This is a genomic window from Microvirga aerilata, assembly GCF_016743775.1.
Lineage (GTDB): Bacteria > Pseudomonadota > Alphaproteobacteria > Rhizobiales > Beijerinckiaceae > Microvirga > Microvirga aerilata.
Genome location: NZ_JAEQMY010000091.1, coordinates 1 through 15,357, shown reverse-complemented (window position 1 = coordinate 15,357; position 15,357 = coordinate 1). Strand labels below are relative to the sequence as shown.

The following is a 15,357-nucleotide window of genomic DNA, read 5'->3' as shown; positions in this document are numbered from 1 at the left end:
CTTGTGGTGCCCGCATAGGTGATCACATCGTCACCGGCTCCCGCCGCGATGGTGTCGCTGCCCTCGCCGCCGTGCAGAGTGTCGCTGCCGTCCCCGCCACTCACGGCATCGTTGCCGATGCCGCCATCCACCGCATCATTGCCGGCTCCGCCACTGAGCACGTCGTTGCCGCTGTCGCCGGTGAGGGTGTCGGCCCCGGCACTGCCGGTGAGGGTGTCGTGCCCACCCCCGCCATGGATGCCCACAATCCCGGTGAGCGTCACGCCGGTGAAGTCGAGGCTCTCGCCCACAGGCCCCAGGTCAGAGCCGCGGATCACCACACCGGCAAAGCCGTTGGCGCTGATCGCCTCCACGTTAGTCAAGGAGCGCAGGCCAATCACCGTGTTGTCAGAGAGCGCACGGATCGTGTCGAACCCAGTTCCGCCGTCCAGGGTAACGAAGTTTGTCGCCGGACCCGTAAAGGTGAAGATATCATCCCCATCGTTGACGATATCGGTGATGTTGATGGTGATCGCTTGCGTGTCGACCCGCACCCCATCAGTCACCGCCACGGTCAGAGCAAAGCTTGTCCCCAGGGCCTTCAGAGCCTCATAGTCCGGTGAGCTGGCCAGGGTGATACGGCCGGTGCCCTCGTCAATGGCAAACAGACCGCGCTGATTGCCGCCTGTGATCGACCATTTTAGTCCCACCGGCGGTGGATTTGTGTCCACATCGACCACAAGCGTGCCGGCCGCGGTATTCTCCGCCACGGAAAGTGTCAGCGGTTCTCCTCCATTAGTGATGATGTTGAGTGGGGTGTTCAGGAGCTCCCTGACGCTGACGTTGCCATCCGCGAACTTCAGGACTTCAACGTTACGCAGCTTGTCCACACCGTCAGAGAACCGGGTGTCGACACCGGCCGGAACGACGGCAGGATCGAAGCCCGTGTGGCTGACGATGATCGAGCCATTGTCGCCCAGGGAGATGCTGTAGTTGTCCTGCACATCCCAGAAGACGGCCGTATCGATGTCACCCATTCCATCGTCCTTGACGATCTCGCGGACGATCGAGAGCTGGCCTGGGTTGAGGGTCCGGCTGAGCATCAGGGCGTCGAGGGTCTTGCCGCCAAACTGCGCCACCGCGTCGGCCACCGGCACCCCGTCCTTGTAGTCTGCCTCCCGGTAGACCTTCTGGGCCATCCCATCGGCCGTGTAGACCTCATTGGCGACCGTGATGCGGATGCGCACGTTCAACCAGCTGTCGCCATCGATGAGATCGTTGCCGCCGCGACCTTCAATGAGGTCGCTGCCGCCGCCGCCGAGCAGGATGTTACCGTCATCGAAGGCGATTTGCGACTCAAGATTGCCCGCCACTGGCGCGGCCGCCCAGTCGCCCAGCAGATCACGGAGCCCCGCGATCCGGTTAACACCCGCCTGGGTGAGCTCATGCTTGACCATCGTGCCTTCTGCGGCAGCGAGGTTCGGGTTCTCGCCCGGCTCCGGCTCCTCGTTCGGATCGGGATCCGCTCGGTTGTCGCCCTTCAGGACGTCGTTCTTGTCCCAGCCGGAGAGCGCCTCGACCGTATCGAAGCGGTCGCGCAGGATGTCCTGCTCGTCGGTGGTGAAGATCGGCCGGGTCAAGTCGGAATCCGCTGCCTCCTTGTTGCCCTTGTGGATCGCCCAGTCGAAGCCCCACATTCCCTCGTTGCGCATGACGCTTTCGCCCTGCACCATGATGTCGTCGCCGGATTCGGCGTCGAAGTCATGCTCGTTCTGGCCGGCGAACATCACGTCATGGCCGATGATGGTGGAGTTGAAGTTCAGCTCCGAGTTGTCACCAGCCGTGGTGTCGAAGCCGTTGCCCGCCTCGATCCAGTCATCGCCCTCGTTGCCGAGGAGGAAGTCGCCACCCTCGCCGCCAAGGATGAAGTCGTTGCCGGTGCCGCCAAAGGCCTCCTTGCCGTCCGGTCCGGTGATGAGGAAGTCCTGCCCCTCGTTGCCGAAAACCAGTGCCAGGCCGCTGCCGGCATGGATGACGTCGTTGCCTTCCTCGCCGTGGAACATGTCGACTTCGCCAATGTCCGTGCCGGAGTTGGTAATGATGTCGTCACCCTTGCCGCCGTGGATCTTGTCGACACCGTAGCCGGCCTCAATCTTGTCGTTGCCGTCGCGGCCCCACACTGAGTCGTCGCCGCCACCGGCCACGATGGTGTCATCGCCATTGGTGCCCTGGATCAGCACGTGGTCGTTAGTGTTGACCCGGATGTATTCGGCCACCCCGTCATTGTTGGCATCCCTACGCTCAACCATGGGTGAGAGCACCTGAAGCCAGGGGTCATCCTGCACGGGGTCCAGATAGCCGAACTTAGTCTGCATGGCTTTGTCCATGTACAGAACATGGTCCGGCACCGAGAAGATATCGCCGGGCAGCGCATAGCCCGTCTCACCAAGATCGGTGTTGTTCAGCACCATCTTGGCAAAGGAGTTGTTCTCCAGTTCGTTGAGGAAGTTCAGGCCCTGGACGCGGGACAGGTAATAGAAGCGGTCCGCGTTCTGGAGGTTTTCCAGCTGAAGCTCGAAGATGAAAGAGAAGGTCGAGCCCAGCATGCCGCCGAAGGCCATCTTCTTCTCGGCCAGACCGCCAACCCAGAGATCCACGTCCTCAAGGCCGCCGAGCTTGCCTCCTGCATAGGATCCAGTGGCATTCAGGAAGTCGAGGCGATCGGTGTAGGTCACGCCACGAATGGTGATGCCGTCATCATCATTACCATCTCCGAACACCAGGGCCATGGCGGCGTCGCGCTTGGCGGCGACCGTCGTGGCAGAGGTGATCGAAGGATGCGTGCCGTATGCTGCGATAAAGTTGACGATTGAGGCCGGATTCTTGAGGTTATGCGCGAAGTCGGTCCAGCTGGTATAGGCCTCCAGCTGAGAGTCTCCATTAGCCACCTCCTGAAACTGGCGACGGGCTTCGTTCAGCGGCGGGATACCCGTTTCGCGACCACGGGCGATGTTTAGGGCAGCGAGATCGAGCGGGATGCCAACGAGCTGGTTACGGAGCACATCCGTGACAAATTCATCAATCTCGTTGCCGACCTGACTGGTCATGCCACGAACGATGGCGCCAGCCGCCACATCGTGGCTGATCGTGTCGGAGCCGAACGACACCGGGTTCAGGAAGGCCTCGAACAGGTCCATGCTGGCATTGCTGCCGTTGACGTTCTTGGCAGACACCTCTTGGTTCAGCATGGAGTGCCCGAAGCGATACACCACGTGAGCGAACTCAGCGAGGATGTTCGGGTTGATGTCGACCGATGGATTGAAGACGAAGACGTCCACATCCGGCTGGACCTTGCGGGCGAATTCCTCAAACACCAGGTGCTGGTATTGCATCTCGGTGGTGAAGCGGGCCGCCTGGAACAGGCGCTCGCCGTCCCAGGAGAGGGTCTTGGCGAAGGCCTCAATCGCCGCTGCGTTATCGGCCGGCGGCAGGACGGTGCCCGCCGGCAGGTCGACCAGCAGCCACTCGTTGAGGAAGGAAAGATCGCCGGACTCGATGGCCCGCGTCTTCACCTGGTCGACGGTATGGTTGTGCTCCGAGTGGAAAATGTGGTGAACCGCCGTCAGGCCGGTGTTTTCGTTGCCGCGGCCATCGCCCGTGATGTAGTGGGCGTCGAGGAGTTCGTCATCATAGAAGCGGTTCGCGGCCAGGTACTGCGGGTTGTTGGCGCTCACCGGCTGATTGGCGTCGAAATCCGGGTTGAGGCCCACCTTCAGCGGGTTTGATGCGCCGGGCGGCTTGGTTGGATCAAAGTTCGGGTTGTCGATGAGGGTAACGCCAACGCCCAGGGCGTCGTCGTGGTCCGCATACATTTTTTGCCCGCGGTCATTCACGGACTTGGCTGCATGAGCAATATCGTCCAGGAAGGAATGGCCAGTGCGGAAGGCACCTACGGCCGAAGGATTGATCGGCGTAGTCAGGTTGCCTTCGATCAGATCGTCGTCGCCGCCGCCGAACTTGCCGTCCGCGCCGAGACCCACGACGAGCTGGGGGAGCCCGTTCGGACCACGAAGGAACTCGCCATAGGCGTCAACCGCGAACAACGGGATATTGCCGACATCATCGTCGGTGAGCTCAATGCCGAGCTTTGTGCGAGCCTGTTCCTTGACCTCGGCCCAGGTGGCGAGACCCCGCTTGCCCTCGAGGAGGTTACCGGTTGCGAGCGGCTTGCCGTTCACCATGGTGTACTCGCGCAGAAACATCTGGTGCGAGGCATGGGAGGTGTAGGTCTGGTTCTGGTCCACCCACGGCGTGGTGAGATTTTCACCGCCATCGGCCGTGCGGGTCAGGACCATGAAGTTGGTCTGTGGGGTCGCCGGATTGTACAGTAGGTCGTCTTGGGAGAGCGGGATGTAAACGGTGCCACCCTTCTTTGAGACGAGGTCCAGCCCATGGTCAAAAAATTGGCCGAACAGCGTAAACCAGCCGTTGTACGAGGCGGACAGGCCCTCGTCCGGGGCGACGTTCGGGATGATGACGGAGTTGCCGTCCATCTCAACGCTGTGCTTCTCCAGAATGGTGTTCAGCGTGGCCTGGGTACCCGTCCCAGCCTTAACGGCCAAGTAGGCGCCCCTGATCTCAGTGATGGCGGCGGTCTGCGCCGCCCCTGTGATGCCCGCATAGGTGAGCGCGGCGCTGATCGCGGCGGGGTTGTCCAACGTCTGATCGACGATCAGGTTTGAGATGAGGCGCGGGTCGGCGTCGACCACATCGCCCTGCTGGCCATAATTGTTGTTGTTGCCGGCAACATAACCGGCCGGCATCGCATCGTCGCCCTCGTTGCGGTAGTAGGGATCGGTAACGCGCGGGAACGGATTATCGGCAGCACCCCATTGGTCACGGCCTTCCATCATGTTGTTGTAGCTGCCGTCGACCGTGCGAAGGCCATAAGGCGACAGCGGAGTCGGAACGGCAAGCGGATCGTTCGGATTCGCCGAGATGTTGCCGTTGGCATCGATGCGGATCTGGTTCAGCGGTGTGCCGGCTGAATGGGCCTCCGCGATCTTGATCTGCTTCAGGATGAATTCAAGGTCGTGCTTGACGATATGAACCATAGTCGTTCCCCAGTCCCCGTATAAGCCCCTTGTGGGCATTGAACACCGCTGCAGGGTGGCAGGAAGCGAAGCCTGTCCACCACTGGCAAAGGGCCGAGCCCGGGCGCACTGAGGTCTGACAGACATGGACCAGAGGTTGGGCAAGGTTGGGACGATGGTCTTAGGCTTTGGTCGGACCTGTGCAGCGGCCTCCCCACCTTTGGACGCGGCGCGCCGCGATCATCGTTCGGCTCTGCGTTTGGCTCACCCGCTCACCACCGGCTCGTTTGGAGAGCAGGATTGTCGATCCGCTCCTCTGCCGACCGCCGAACCCAGCGCCATCGGATTGGAGGATACGACAAAGACAACGCGGCGCATCTGGGCGCGGCGCGAGTCCTAATGGTTTTAGTGGTGGGGAGCCGAATGCAGCGGATCCATGGCCTGATCGCCAACAGGTAAGGCTCCATGAGCATCACAAGCGACATGTGCGCTTGTCTCCGTCCGCTGTGCCAACGCCGACGAGCCCAGCTCGTCGCTCTCGTCCAGAGGGTTCGCTCCCGAAAACGCTGAACGGATCTGAACCTCATGGGGACACGGCTGGTCAGGTGGGATCGAACCCGAACGTTTCGATCTGGTGGGCTCCGCGGTCCGTCCGGCGTCGCCCCGGCATTCGCCACATCCAGTATCGGGAGCGCCGCGTTCGATCAGTTGGGTCTCACCAAAGAGAGGAAGGCGTCTCATCCTTCCCAGGGGTAGCATTGGTTTCATCAGGCCCGTGCGTCACCGCTTGCAAGCGCAATTCCCGCAGCGTCCGTCGTTGCCCCGGTGTTGTCGCAGGGCCCCTAATCCTTGCCTGGTCGGCCTTTCACATCACCGGCGGCAGCGCTCCCGTGCGATGCGCTCGCTTGAGGATGTGGCAAGGCTTTTTAGATCCGGTCGCGGGTGTTGAGATGGCGCATGATCATCGCCAAGCCGCATCAGCGGGCGCTTGACGCTGCGTAGTTGCGCGACCCGCTCGGGTCAGAAACCCCAAACCTGAAGATACAGCAGGTTTGAACCGGGATCTCGTCCGTTCTCTGGCCCGACGTTTGGTGCGCCGTGACAGCGTGCCGGCGCGTCTTCCGGCCGAACTCCGCTGCAGCGTAAGCGCATAGCGCCTCGGTATGGGGGTATCCCGATGGCCTTGCGAGCATCCCCTCTCGGGGGCCTGGCCTCAACCAGGAGACCGCAGCTTGCGCTACCGACCTGTGATCCGCTGTCTTCGCTACCACCATGACCATCTCTGCCATCATGCTGTGCGTGCCCGGAGCGTGCCCCCTCCCCGTCTCACGCGCGCGGCACGATCTTGCCCGACAGCGTCCGCTTCCAACGACTTCCTTTCCCAAACGGCAGCGGCCGTTTCGAGCGCTCTGCGCCAAGGTGCCGGATCTTCTGGCGCTTGGCCTGCGCGGCCCGGCGATGATCCTCCCGCGTCTTTTCAAGGGCGCAGGCCTCATGCGCCGGCCCGAGATTGGCGATGTCATCCGCACCCCCGAGTTCCAGCGCGCGGATGTGCTCGACAATCCAGCGCTCGCGCACGCCATCGATCCGGCTGTCACACACCACACACAGGCCTCCGGTCTTTTCCCGCACTTGGAGCCGCCGCTGGGGCGTCAGCTTCCGGCGTTCTGTTGTGCCCACATCCTCAACCTCGACAAAGGGCACGGGACACCTCAATCAAGGGTCGAGCGAAGGGAGGGACGGTCACCGCGCGCGTCACGCACCTCCTCGTGGAGCAAATCAACCACACGGGTGAGCAGCCGGTCCGCCTCCTGCCGCAAGCGTTCGCAGGCGGCCATGAGATCGGCCACTTCACGCGCTCGCGCCGGATCGACCCGCACCAGGCGGACCTGCACGCCCAACGCCGCGACGGTGGCCGGGCTCTCTGGGTTTGGCAGGCTCTGCGACACAGTCTGCTGTTGAGGGCTGCGCCCCCGTCGTGCTCTCGCCATTGGCAATGATCCTTACCGTGAATGGATAGAGACCTCAGTTACGAGCGGCCCTGACCCGTTTGGGCATGATTCCGTGGTTTGGAAGATCAGTGAGCGCCGATGCCAGGGCCGACTTTCGCCCGCGCCCAAGCGAACTTCAGGGCCGAACTCATCAAAGTCCTCCACGCAGCACGCGGTCTCTTCGCGCGCTCTTTGCGGGCCAGCGCAACGGCAAGGGTCATGATTGCGGATCGGTCGTAGGTGCCGTCGCGCCTGAGAGGACAAGCCTGCGCCGCTCTGAGGGCATCGCAGGCCTTAGCGAACGCGAGAGATTGGGCCACAAGGGCGTTCACAACGGGACGGGGCGCCCTCTCCCGGCGCAGGTCCCGCATGGCAGCGGACCAGTTGATTTGACGATGGCAGGACATGCGGAAGCCTCCATTGTTGAGCATGGAAAGGGGATGAACACCGGTGAGCGGCTTCGAGCGGCGGGCCGTGCGGCCGCTAACGTCGTGCTATGAGGCGGGGCGGCAAGGCCGCCGCCTCTCCCGTCCGTCACTCCAACGAGGATGATCAGGACAGTTCGGGCCAAGCGTGCGGTGAGACCCCGGCATCGATACTTGTCTGCCTTACTGCCCTTCGATCATCTCCCGCATATGAAGCCTGGTCTGAAGCGTGCTCCCGTTTTGCTCCAGCACTCCCCGGTGGGTGTCGGCTAAGCCGCTGGAGCATCGCTTGGACCGGAGGCTCCAAGCCCAGACATACGCGGTTGTACCGGGCGAGGAGACGGACGACCTCAACCTCGCGCCCTGGGCCAACCGGGACCAAGCGCACCTGCATACCGAACGTGACCATTGTTGCTGGTGCGGTCTCGACAATCGGTTGGTTGCTCTGAGGGCTTGCTGTGCGGCCCCCGCCCTCGATACGCTGGTCATGACAATCTCCTGCTGGATCGACTCATTAACGATATATCGTTATTTTGCCGATGTCAACGCCCCGACTGCTGAAAGTTGAGTGTGTTTCAGGCGCGACGGCGGAAACCAGCTACGGACAATCCGGCCCAAAAGCGCCCCTCGCCGAAACATTGGCGGCGTCTCGACCGAACGAGCCCTACGCGCTCCAAGGTGCTGGGTCACTTGCGGCTCCGAGAAGCTGTCCGTCTTCGCGGAAACGAACTACTTGCCAAGGCGGTCCAATCGGGTCTCCTTTGGTCGTTTCAGGGCCCCTCTCCGTCCCGTGTAGCGGGTCTGCAAGGGCCAGGCAGTGGCCCTCTTGCGCTTGTTGCACAAAAACTATAACTTGTTGCACATGGCGAAGCGCTCAGAAACTATGTCCAACTTCGTCGCCCGAGGGGCCCCGACGCGGCAGGCGGTGATCCGCAATACCGCCGCGCGAGCTGGGTTGCTGGAGGGGGAGAGCGAGCGGATCGCCGGCCGGATGCGGACAGCTCTGATCAAAGCCGCCAAGGAGCGTTCGGGCATCACATCCGATACCGAGCTGCTCGAATATGCACTGTCTCGTGTCGCCCTCGAGGACACGTTCGCAGAGACCCTCACCTCCCTGCGCGGCAGCGTTTCACCGGATCTTGATCTTGAGTTTTGATCTCGACGCGAGCTTGCGTTGGCTCAAGCCTCACAAGAAAACCGCCTCCCTAACGCGGCGCGACGACAGCACGCTGACCTTCATCGACGATGTCGACCTGGTTGGCCCGGATCTGCTCATCGACACGACGGTCACCATCGACGTTGTGCAGAACCGTGCTCCCTTGAAGGTGGACCAGCTCCTTGCGGCTCGCACGGTCCACCATTCGACTGTTGCGCTCTCGGAGCTAACCTATCTGTTCGGCCGGCTTGACCCGAAGCATCCGGACACAGCCGCCGCTCAGAAGGCGATGAGGAAAGCCTTGGACCGGATTCCTGACCATCGCCTGACGGCTCCGACGCAGCGGATCAGCGGTGAGGCAGGCATCCTGTCGGGGATGGTCGCCCGGCTGACCAATCGCTCGCAAAGCAATGCGTTGCTCAACGATGCGCTTTTGCATTGCCAGGCTATTGCTCAGGGCCTCGTCTTTCTGACAGGCAACATCAGCGATTTTGACCTGTTCGATCAAGTCTTCCCCGGCAGGATCATCTTCTACCGGAAGTGATTGGGCCGGCGTGTGGGCTTGCTCGAGCATCGGACCAAAAGGCAGATCCACGACGCCCCATCCCTCTCCGCTGGGCAGAGGTGGAGGACCAAGCGGGTCCGACAAATCGTTCGATGCTCTAGGCCGACGCTTGCGGCAAGAGAGGGCCAGCCCCAGACGCATACTTGGGAATGCGGTAGCCAACCCGCGCATCAGGGCTTGATCACCGACGTCCTTCAGGTTTCGTCCCAACCTCTGTGTGGATAACGGCACGAACCCGCTCTGTGCAGCGGCTGGATTATTGCGCTAACCTGTTGATACCAGACATCAGCGCGATGGGCTGGATACTGCATTGGAACTGTCTGCCGCCCGTCGAGGGGCGAGGATCGGTGCGGGTACAGGTCAGGACGGATAAGGATGATGGAGATGCAGCCGTCACAAGGTTGAGGCGCTCCTAACGGATGGGCGCTGGATCCGCGGCACCCTGCACGGCCACCTGGCGGCTCGCTTCGGCGCGCAGGCCGGCAACGATGCCCGCGACGATGATCCCAGCGCCCACAAGCACAGCGGGCTCCAAGGCCTCACCATAGAAGACCGCCCCCACCAAGGCGATAAGCGGCACACGCAGGAAGTCGAGGGGGACGACCACCATGGCGTCTCCGTGGCGGAAGGCGTTCGCCATCGCGTACTGCGCGAGCGACCCGGACACGCACACACCCAGGAGCGGCAGCAGCGCCGCATCGGGGACCGAGCGCCAGAAGCCCCAATCGGCCCCAGCGAGGTTGAGCGGGAGCTGCATCGCATTCATCCAGAACATGACAGACAGGGCTGTGACGGTGGCGGTCAGCCGTTTGGTGAAGATGCCAGCCAGCGCGAAGGCAGCGGAGGAAGCGAGGGGTAGCAGCATCAGCGGATCCACCTCCCCGGTCTTGGGCACCGTGATCACCACCAGGCCTGCGGCACCGACCAGGACGGTGAACAGCCGGGGCATGGTCAGGCGCTCGCGCAGCAGCAGAGCTGCAAACAAAACCGTCAGGACAGGGGTCGCAAACTCGAGAGCGAACACCCGGGCAAAGGGCAGCAGCGAGACCGAAAGGCCCCAAGCGTATTGACCAACAAAGTGGACGCCATTCCGGAGCGCGTGGAGACCAAGTCTGCGCGGGGCCAGCGCACCGCGCAGAGAGGGAAACAGGATGGCGGCAAAGAGGACGCCGACAACGCCAACGACGCAGCGCGCCGCCAAGGCGTCGGCAACGCCCATGTAGCGGGTCGCTTCACGCATGGAGACGGCCATGCAGGACAAGGACAGCAGTGCCACCCCCATCCATGCAACCACTCGACGCAGGTCAGCCCCCCCAGCGGCCATATCAGGCCACCTGCGGCACCTGGCGAAGACCGGCCCGTGCCTTGGTGAGGAACGCCTTCGCGCCGGCTCGCATCAGCCATTCATCGCTGCCAAGGGCCACGTAGGTGAAGCCTATCTCGAGGAGGGCCGCCGCGCGCTCACCCGTGGGGGCATAGACACCCGCAAACTTGCCGACAGCGCGGGCGAGGCGCACGCAGTGCTGGAGAGCCTCGGTTGTTTCACGGCCGGTCGGGTCGACCCTTGCGCCGTTGGACAGGGCGATCGACAGGTCAGAAGGACCCAGGAAGATGCCATCAACCGGAGTGGCGAGGATCTGGTCCACGATGGCGAGGCCCTCGCGGCTCTCGATCTGGGCGATCGCCAGGGAGATCCGGTTGGCGGCGGCGAAGTACTCGGGGTCACCCATGCCCGTTAAGCCGGGCGCACCCCAAGGCCCCCAGCTCCGCTGACCGATCGGCGGGTACTTGGCGAACCGGACAAGGTTTTGGGCGTCCTCGAGGGTGTTCACCATCGGAGTGATCACGGCCGCAGCACCGCCGTCCAACAGGCGAGACACGGTCGCGAAGTGGCCAACCGGCACGCGGACGATCGAGGGCTTGCCTTGGGCGGCGACCAGCGGGATAGCCCGCACGATGCATTCAAAATCGACGGCACCGTGCTGCATATCAAAGGTCACGGCGTCAAAGTCCTCGGAGGCGAGGACGCCGCCAACGCTTGGATCTGGGATCCCACACCACGCGCTCACGACGGGGGCGCCAGCGGAGAGGTCGTGGGAGAGACGGCTGACTGGATCCATAGTTGCATTCCTTAAGATACGTGAAGGGGAACGAGAGGGCGGGCTACCCGGCGCATTGAGTCTGGGGCGAAGAGAAGGCCCTCGAACTCGTAGGAGGGCCGAGGACGGCTGAAGAGGTAGCCCTGCCCCTCGTGGCATCCGGCACCGCGCAGGAGTTCGAGCTGCTCGGCTGTCTCGATACCCTCAGCGGTCACGGTCATGCCGAGCGAGCGGCCCAGCTCGACAATCGCATTGATGATGTCCCGGTTCTGTTGAATGTGAATGTCTTTCACGAAAGAGCGGTCGATCTTGATCTTGTCGAAGCTGAACTTGCGCAGATAACTCAGGCTCGAATATCCGGTGCCGAAGTCGTCCATGGCGATGCGCACGCCAACCTTGTGCAGGCTCGTGAGGATCTCCTGCGTCCGACCACCATCATCCATGAGCACGCTCTCGGTGATCTCGAGTTCAAGCCGCTGTGGGGCAAGGCCGCTGTGCGTGAGGGCCTGATGAACGGCGCCGACAACATCCCCGCGCTTGAATTGAATCGGTGAGAGGTTGACCGCGACACGGGCTGTGCCGTTCCACGCCACCGCTTGGCGGCAGGCCTCGTGAATGACCCACTCGCCGAGCGGCACAATGACGCCAATCTCCTCCGCGATCGGGATGAAGTCTCCGGGTGGGATCATGCCGCGGACGGGGTGCTTCCAGCGCAGCAGCGCCTCATAGCAGCGGACTTCGTCCGTCGACTCAAGGCTGACAATAGGTTGGAAGTGCAGCTCAAACTCGTCCGCAGCGAGGGCCTTGCGTAAATCGGTCTCAAGCATCAACCGCGCTTGGATGTGATTGTCCATCCCAGCCTCAAAAAACCGGTAAGAGCCGCGGCCGTCACTTTTTGTCCTGTAGAGCCCGAAGTCGGCCTGCCTCAGCAGTTGTTCGCCATCCACGGAGTCATCGGGACACACGGCGATGCCGATGCTCGTCTCCACAATGATCCTGTGGCCCTCGAGATCGTAGGGCGCGCGGACGGCCTCAATAATGCGCTCTGCAAGATGCGCGGCATCCTGTCGGACGCGCATATTACGGGTGATGATGGAGAATTCGTCACCACCCAGACGAGCGACGGTGTCGCCATGCCGGAGCACACCCATGATGCGCTGGGCCACCTCCTGCAGGAGCAAGTCGCCGACGTGGTGGCCAAGCGTGTCGTTGATGGCCTTGAAGCGATCAAGGTCAAGGCAGAGCAGAGCTATGCTGCGACCGGTGATAGCGGACTCAGCCAGGGCTTCGTTGAGGTCGAGCTGGAAGCGGGCGCGATTTGGAAGGCCGGTCAGGGTGTCATGGTTCGCAAGGTAGGCAACGCGCTCCTCGTGCTGCTTGCGCTCGGTGACGTCCTCGTAGGTCGCCACCCAACCCCCATCTGTGACGCGTTGGTAAGCGATGGCGATGCTGCGCCCATCCGAGGTTTGCCGGAGCGAGGCGGCGAAGCCGCGGCTGTCAGTGAGGATCGGCACTGTGTCGAGGACCGAGAGGTCCATGCTGGCCTCCTCCGCACGGGAAACCATCTCACCCAAGCTCGCCCCCTTTGCGAGAACGTGCTCAGGGACCCGCAGGACCTCGACCATACGCCGGTTTGAGATGATCAGACGCTGGTCAGCATCAAACATGCACAGGCCTTGGCTCATGTTGTTGAGGGCGGCGTTGAAGCGCTCATTCTGCAGGCTTAGGCGAGCAAGGCCCTGGTTAAGAGTCCGGAACTGGAGCCGAAAAATGAACATCAGGGCGAGGCCGCTGACCACGAGCCCCCCCGCAAGAGCTGTGAACCAGGAGTGCATGGTAAGCAACTCCTGGCGCTCGGCTTCGACGCGCTCACTGGTGGTGTTGTTCGCCGCGGAGGCGAGACGCACGAAGCGCGGGTTGAGGTCGCCGATGATCTCCAGGATACGCTTTGCATTTCCGGGGGCGTCGATGTCTGTGATTAGACTTTCGATCTCCTTGATGCCCGCTTCGAGATCCTTGAGCAGCGCCATCCGGTTGGAGTCGACGCTGGCGTAAGCCTTCATGTCGCCACTGTGGACTTGAGGCGAACGGCTTGCCAGAACCTCGAAGCGCTGGCCAATAGCGATGCGGTTTGCGGGGGAGGGCTCGGCCACGTAAGCCCCAACCTCTGAGCCGAAGCGGGCGATCTCGTTGGTGGTCTGCGTCACGAGCCAGACGAGATTATAACGAGAAGCCTGGGAGAGGATCTCCTGCCTTTCCGAGATGCGCATGGCGAGCAAGATCGCCGCCCCTGCAAACAGGAGCACGACAAGAACAAGAACGCGCGAGACTTGGCGGCTAAGGAACATGGGGGAGCCGGAGATGAAGGTGGGTACGGCGGAGATGCCAGACCTGACGGATTACTTCACTACAAGGCCCTTAACTTGCCAAACGGACCGGGAATAGAACTTCTGGCTCTTGAGTTCCGAGATCTTGTCGTAGGGATAAACGATGAACAGAGGCCCCTTGTCCCGGATTGGCATGTAGGCTCCGTTGCGCTTGTAAGCGATGATTGTGCCGTACTTTGCGAAATCTTCCATAGGGATCTCGGACACATAGTCATTCATGGCAACCGCCTCGACGGTTTTGCCCTTTGCTCCCTTCAAAAGCTTATCAAGGCGGACGCCCTCGAACTTCGTTACGCCATCGAACCAGGGGGTCGTCGTCTCGATCACCTCCCCACCGATGGCCTCAAGATCCTGAAGGGTATAGGTCGCCTCCTCCGTGCCGTTGGTTGTGGTCACTCCGGCAACTTTGAGGATGGGTTGGTTCAGGTTAGGCGCCGTCGAGACTTGTTCAGCGGCGGGAGCGGTTTGTGCGCACGCGCCCGTGGTGATGCCGTAGAGGGTGAGAGAAAGGGCGAGGGCGTAGCCCGCGCCCACGAACTTCAATGTCATCGTTGAGATCTCCTGCGGGCCTTCGGCCTCGTTGATGTCCCGTTCTGCATCATGAATTACATCAAGCTTCCAGCACGAACTTGAACCATAGGACCCTAATGGTTAAAAAGTCGCACTTGGATGGCAGGACTTGGCTGAGGCCAACGGGGCCGAAGAGATATGTAACAATGAACTATATCCAGGGCGGGGCGCAATGGGGAAAGTTCGAGTCAAATTGGGACCGGTTCGTCCAATACATTCAGAGCCAACACCACATGCTCGAGCGCAAGTGTCACTAACAAGCTCGTATGAGCTTTCCTTCGCAGTTCGACGTCGCTGTTCGATGCTCCTCGCGAGCGAAGGCATGAGAAGCCTCAGGGGCCATCGAGCCATCAGGGGATCTGTAGGATACCGCCCATGACTAGAGCAAGGGTCGGCGCTGCCAACATGATCAACCCCACGAGAGCCTTTCTGATTCGTTTCTCTTCGCAGATCATCTCGGCTTGAAGTGCATCAATCGCACATTGCCTCTCACGATGGTAGGACATCACTATCTCCTATGTGGAGCAAGCTCTCTCGGCTTCCCGCATGGGTGAGAAGATTGTCCGCGAAATTCGCAGAATGGCTGCTATGAAACCGTTAACGTCCTTCCACTGCTTGGCTCCAGCGGAGCAGAACTATTGATGCAGAGGAACTCTTCACCCCGATGTGACAACTCAAACCGGGCTGATCGTGGCGCAATATTCGTATAAGGTTGGCCTCGCAGCGTGGCTTGCCCAGCCAAAAAAGGCTGAAGAGACGTAGATTCTCTTGGAGGCGTGGCTCGTCAGCGTTGTCCCACTGGCGCAATCAAAGAGCGACTTGTCCTTGAGTGAACGAAGGTCTGCTTCCGAGTCCAACCGGGGCCTGCATGGATTGAGGCTTGGGATCGCTAGTCAGCGCTCACTCTGATCCCGCCTTGCTCAAGACCGGTCCGGCCACGAGCTGTCTTTCTTTTGGAGATCCGGATCTCAATATCAGCTCCCAACATGGACAGGAACTTGAGCAGTCGCTCAACTGGTCTTGCTCCGCATTTGTGGAGAGCGGTTTGGCAGCTATCCGGCCAGCCTTTCGAACTGAACCGGACTGACATAA

The 15,357-nt window shown here is 61.7% G+C and carries 11 protein-coding genes; 3 read left to right on the top strand and 8 right to left on the bottom strand.

The genetic code is table 11. The features are described from left to right. The coding region (locus tag JKG68_RS26975) for a peroxidase family protein (protein ID WP_202064938.1) at nt 1–5,093 on the bottom strand (5,093 nt) is incomplete at its 3' end. A gap of 124 nt (nt 5,094–5,217) precedes the next feature. Here JKG68_RS26975 and JKG68_RS26970 point away from each other — a divergent pair. Further along, a complete protein-coding gene (locus JKG68_RS26970) occupies nt 5,218–5,472 on the top strand; it encodes a hypothetical protein (protein WP_202064936.1) in 255 nt (84 codons plus the stop codon). 926 nt (nt 5,473–6,398) lie between these two features. Here the strand turns inward: JKG68_RS26970 and JKG68_RS26965 are convergent. The 3 genes from JKG68_RS26965 to JKG68_RS26955 all read right to left on the bottom strand — a co-directional run bounded on the left by JKG68_RS26965 (nt 6,399) and on the right by JKG68_RS26955 (nt 7,470). Beyond that, a complete protein-coding gene (locus JKG68_RS26965; protein WP_202064935.1) occupies nt 6,399–6,776 on the bottom strand; it encodes an HNH endonuclease in 378 nt (125 codons plus the stop codon). 8 nt (nt 6,777–6,784) lie between these two features. After that, nucleotides 6,785–7,063: a hypothetical protein gene (locus JKG68_RS26960; protein ID WP_202064933.1), complete on the bottom strand. Its 279-nt coding sequence runs from the start codon at nt 7,061–7,063 to the stop codon at nt 6,785–6,787. An 86-nt stretch (nt 7,064–7,149) separates the two neighbouring features. After that, nucleotides 7,150–7,470, bottom strand: coding sequence for a hypothetical protein (locus JKG68_RS26955; RefSeq protein WP_202064930.1), 321 nt, complete (start codon nt 7,468–7,470; stop codon nt 7,150–7,152). Between the two features lie 901 nt (nt 7,471–8,371). Here JKG68_RS26955 and JKG68_RS26950 point away from each other — a divergent pair. Together JKG68_RS26950 and JKG68_RS26945 are read left to right on the top strand one after the other, a co-directional pair. Next, the gene (locus JKG68_RS26950) at nt 8,372–8,644 is read left to right on the top strand and encodes a hypothetical protein (RefSeq protein ID WP_202064948.1); all 273 of its coding nucleotides are present in this window, start codon (nt 8,372–8,374) and stop codon (nt 8,642–8,644) included. Beyond that, on the top strand, nt 8,634–9,188 hold the full coding sequence (locus tag JKG68_RS26945; protein ID WP_202064929.1) for a type II toxin-antitoxin system VapC family toxin: 555 nt from the start codon (nt 8,634–8,636) through the stop codon (nt 9,186–9,188). The genes JKG68_RS26950 and JKG68_RS26945 overlap by 11 nt, the downstream gene beginning before the upstream one ends. Before the next feature lie 433 nt (nt 9,189–9,621). On the opposite strand, the gene JKG68_RS26940 is transcribed toward JKG68_RS26945, so the two are convergent. The 4 genes from JKG68_RS26940 to JKG68_RS26925 are packed head-to-tail and all read right to left on the bottom strand — an operon-like array spanning nt 9,622 to nt 14,244. Next, nucleotides 9,622–10,491, bottom strand: coding sequence for a DMT family transporter (locus tag JKG68_RS26940; RefSeq protein ID WP_281399231.1), 870 nt, complete (start codon nt 10,489–10,491; stop codon nt 9,622–9,624). Nucleotides 10,492–10,534: 43 nt separating this feature from the next. After that, nucleotides 10,535–11,329 carry an HpcH/HpaI aldolase family protein gene (locus JKG68_RS26935; RefSeq protein WP_202064925.1) on the bottom strand — a complete coding sequence of 265 codons (795 nt, stop codon included), beginning with the start codon at nt 11,327–11,329 and terminating at the stop codon, nt 10,535–10,537. 11 nt (nt 11,330–11,340) lie between these two features. Then, nucleotides 11,341–13,656, bottom strand: coding sequence for a putative bifunctional diguanylate cyclase/phosphodiesterase (locus JKG68_RS26930; RefSeq protein WP_202064919.1), 2,316 nt, complete (start codon nt 13,654–13,656; stop codon nt 11,341–11,343). 51 nt (nt 13,657–13,707) lie between these two features. Continuing rightward, the gene (locus JKG68_RS26925; protein ID WP_246515915.1) at nt 13,708–14,244 is read right to left on the bottom strand and encodes a putative pterin-binding protein; all 537 of its coding nucleotides are present in this window, start codon (nt 14,242–14,244) and stop codon (nt 13,708–13,710) included. Nucleotides 14,245–15,357: the final 1,113 nt, after the last annotated feature.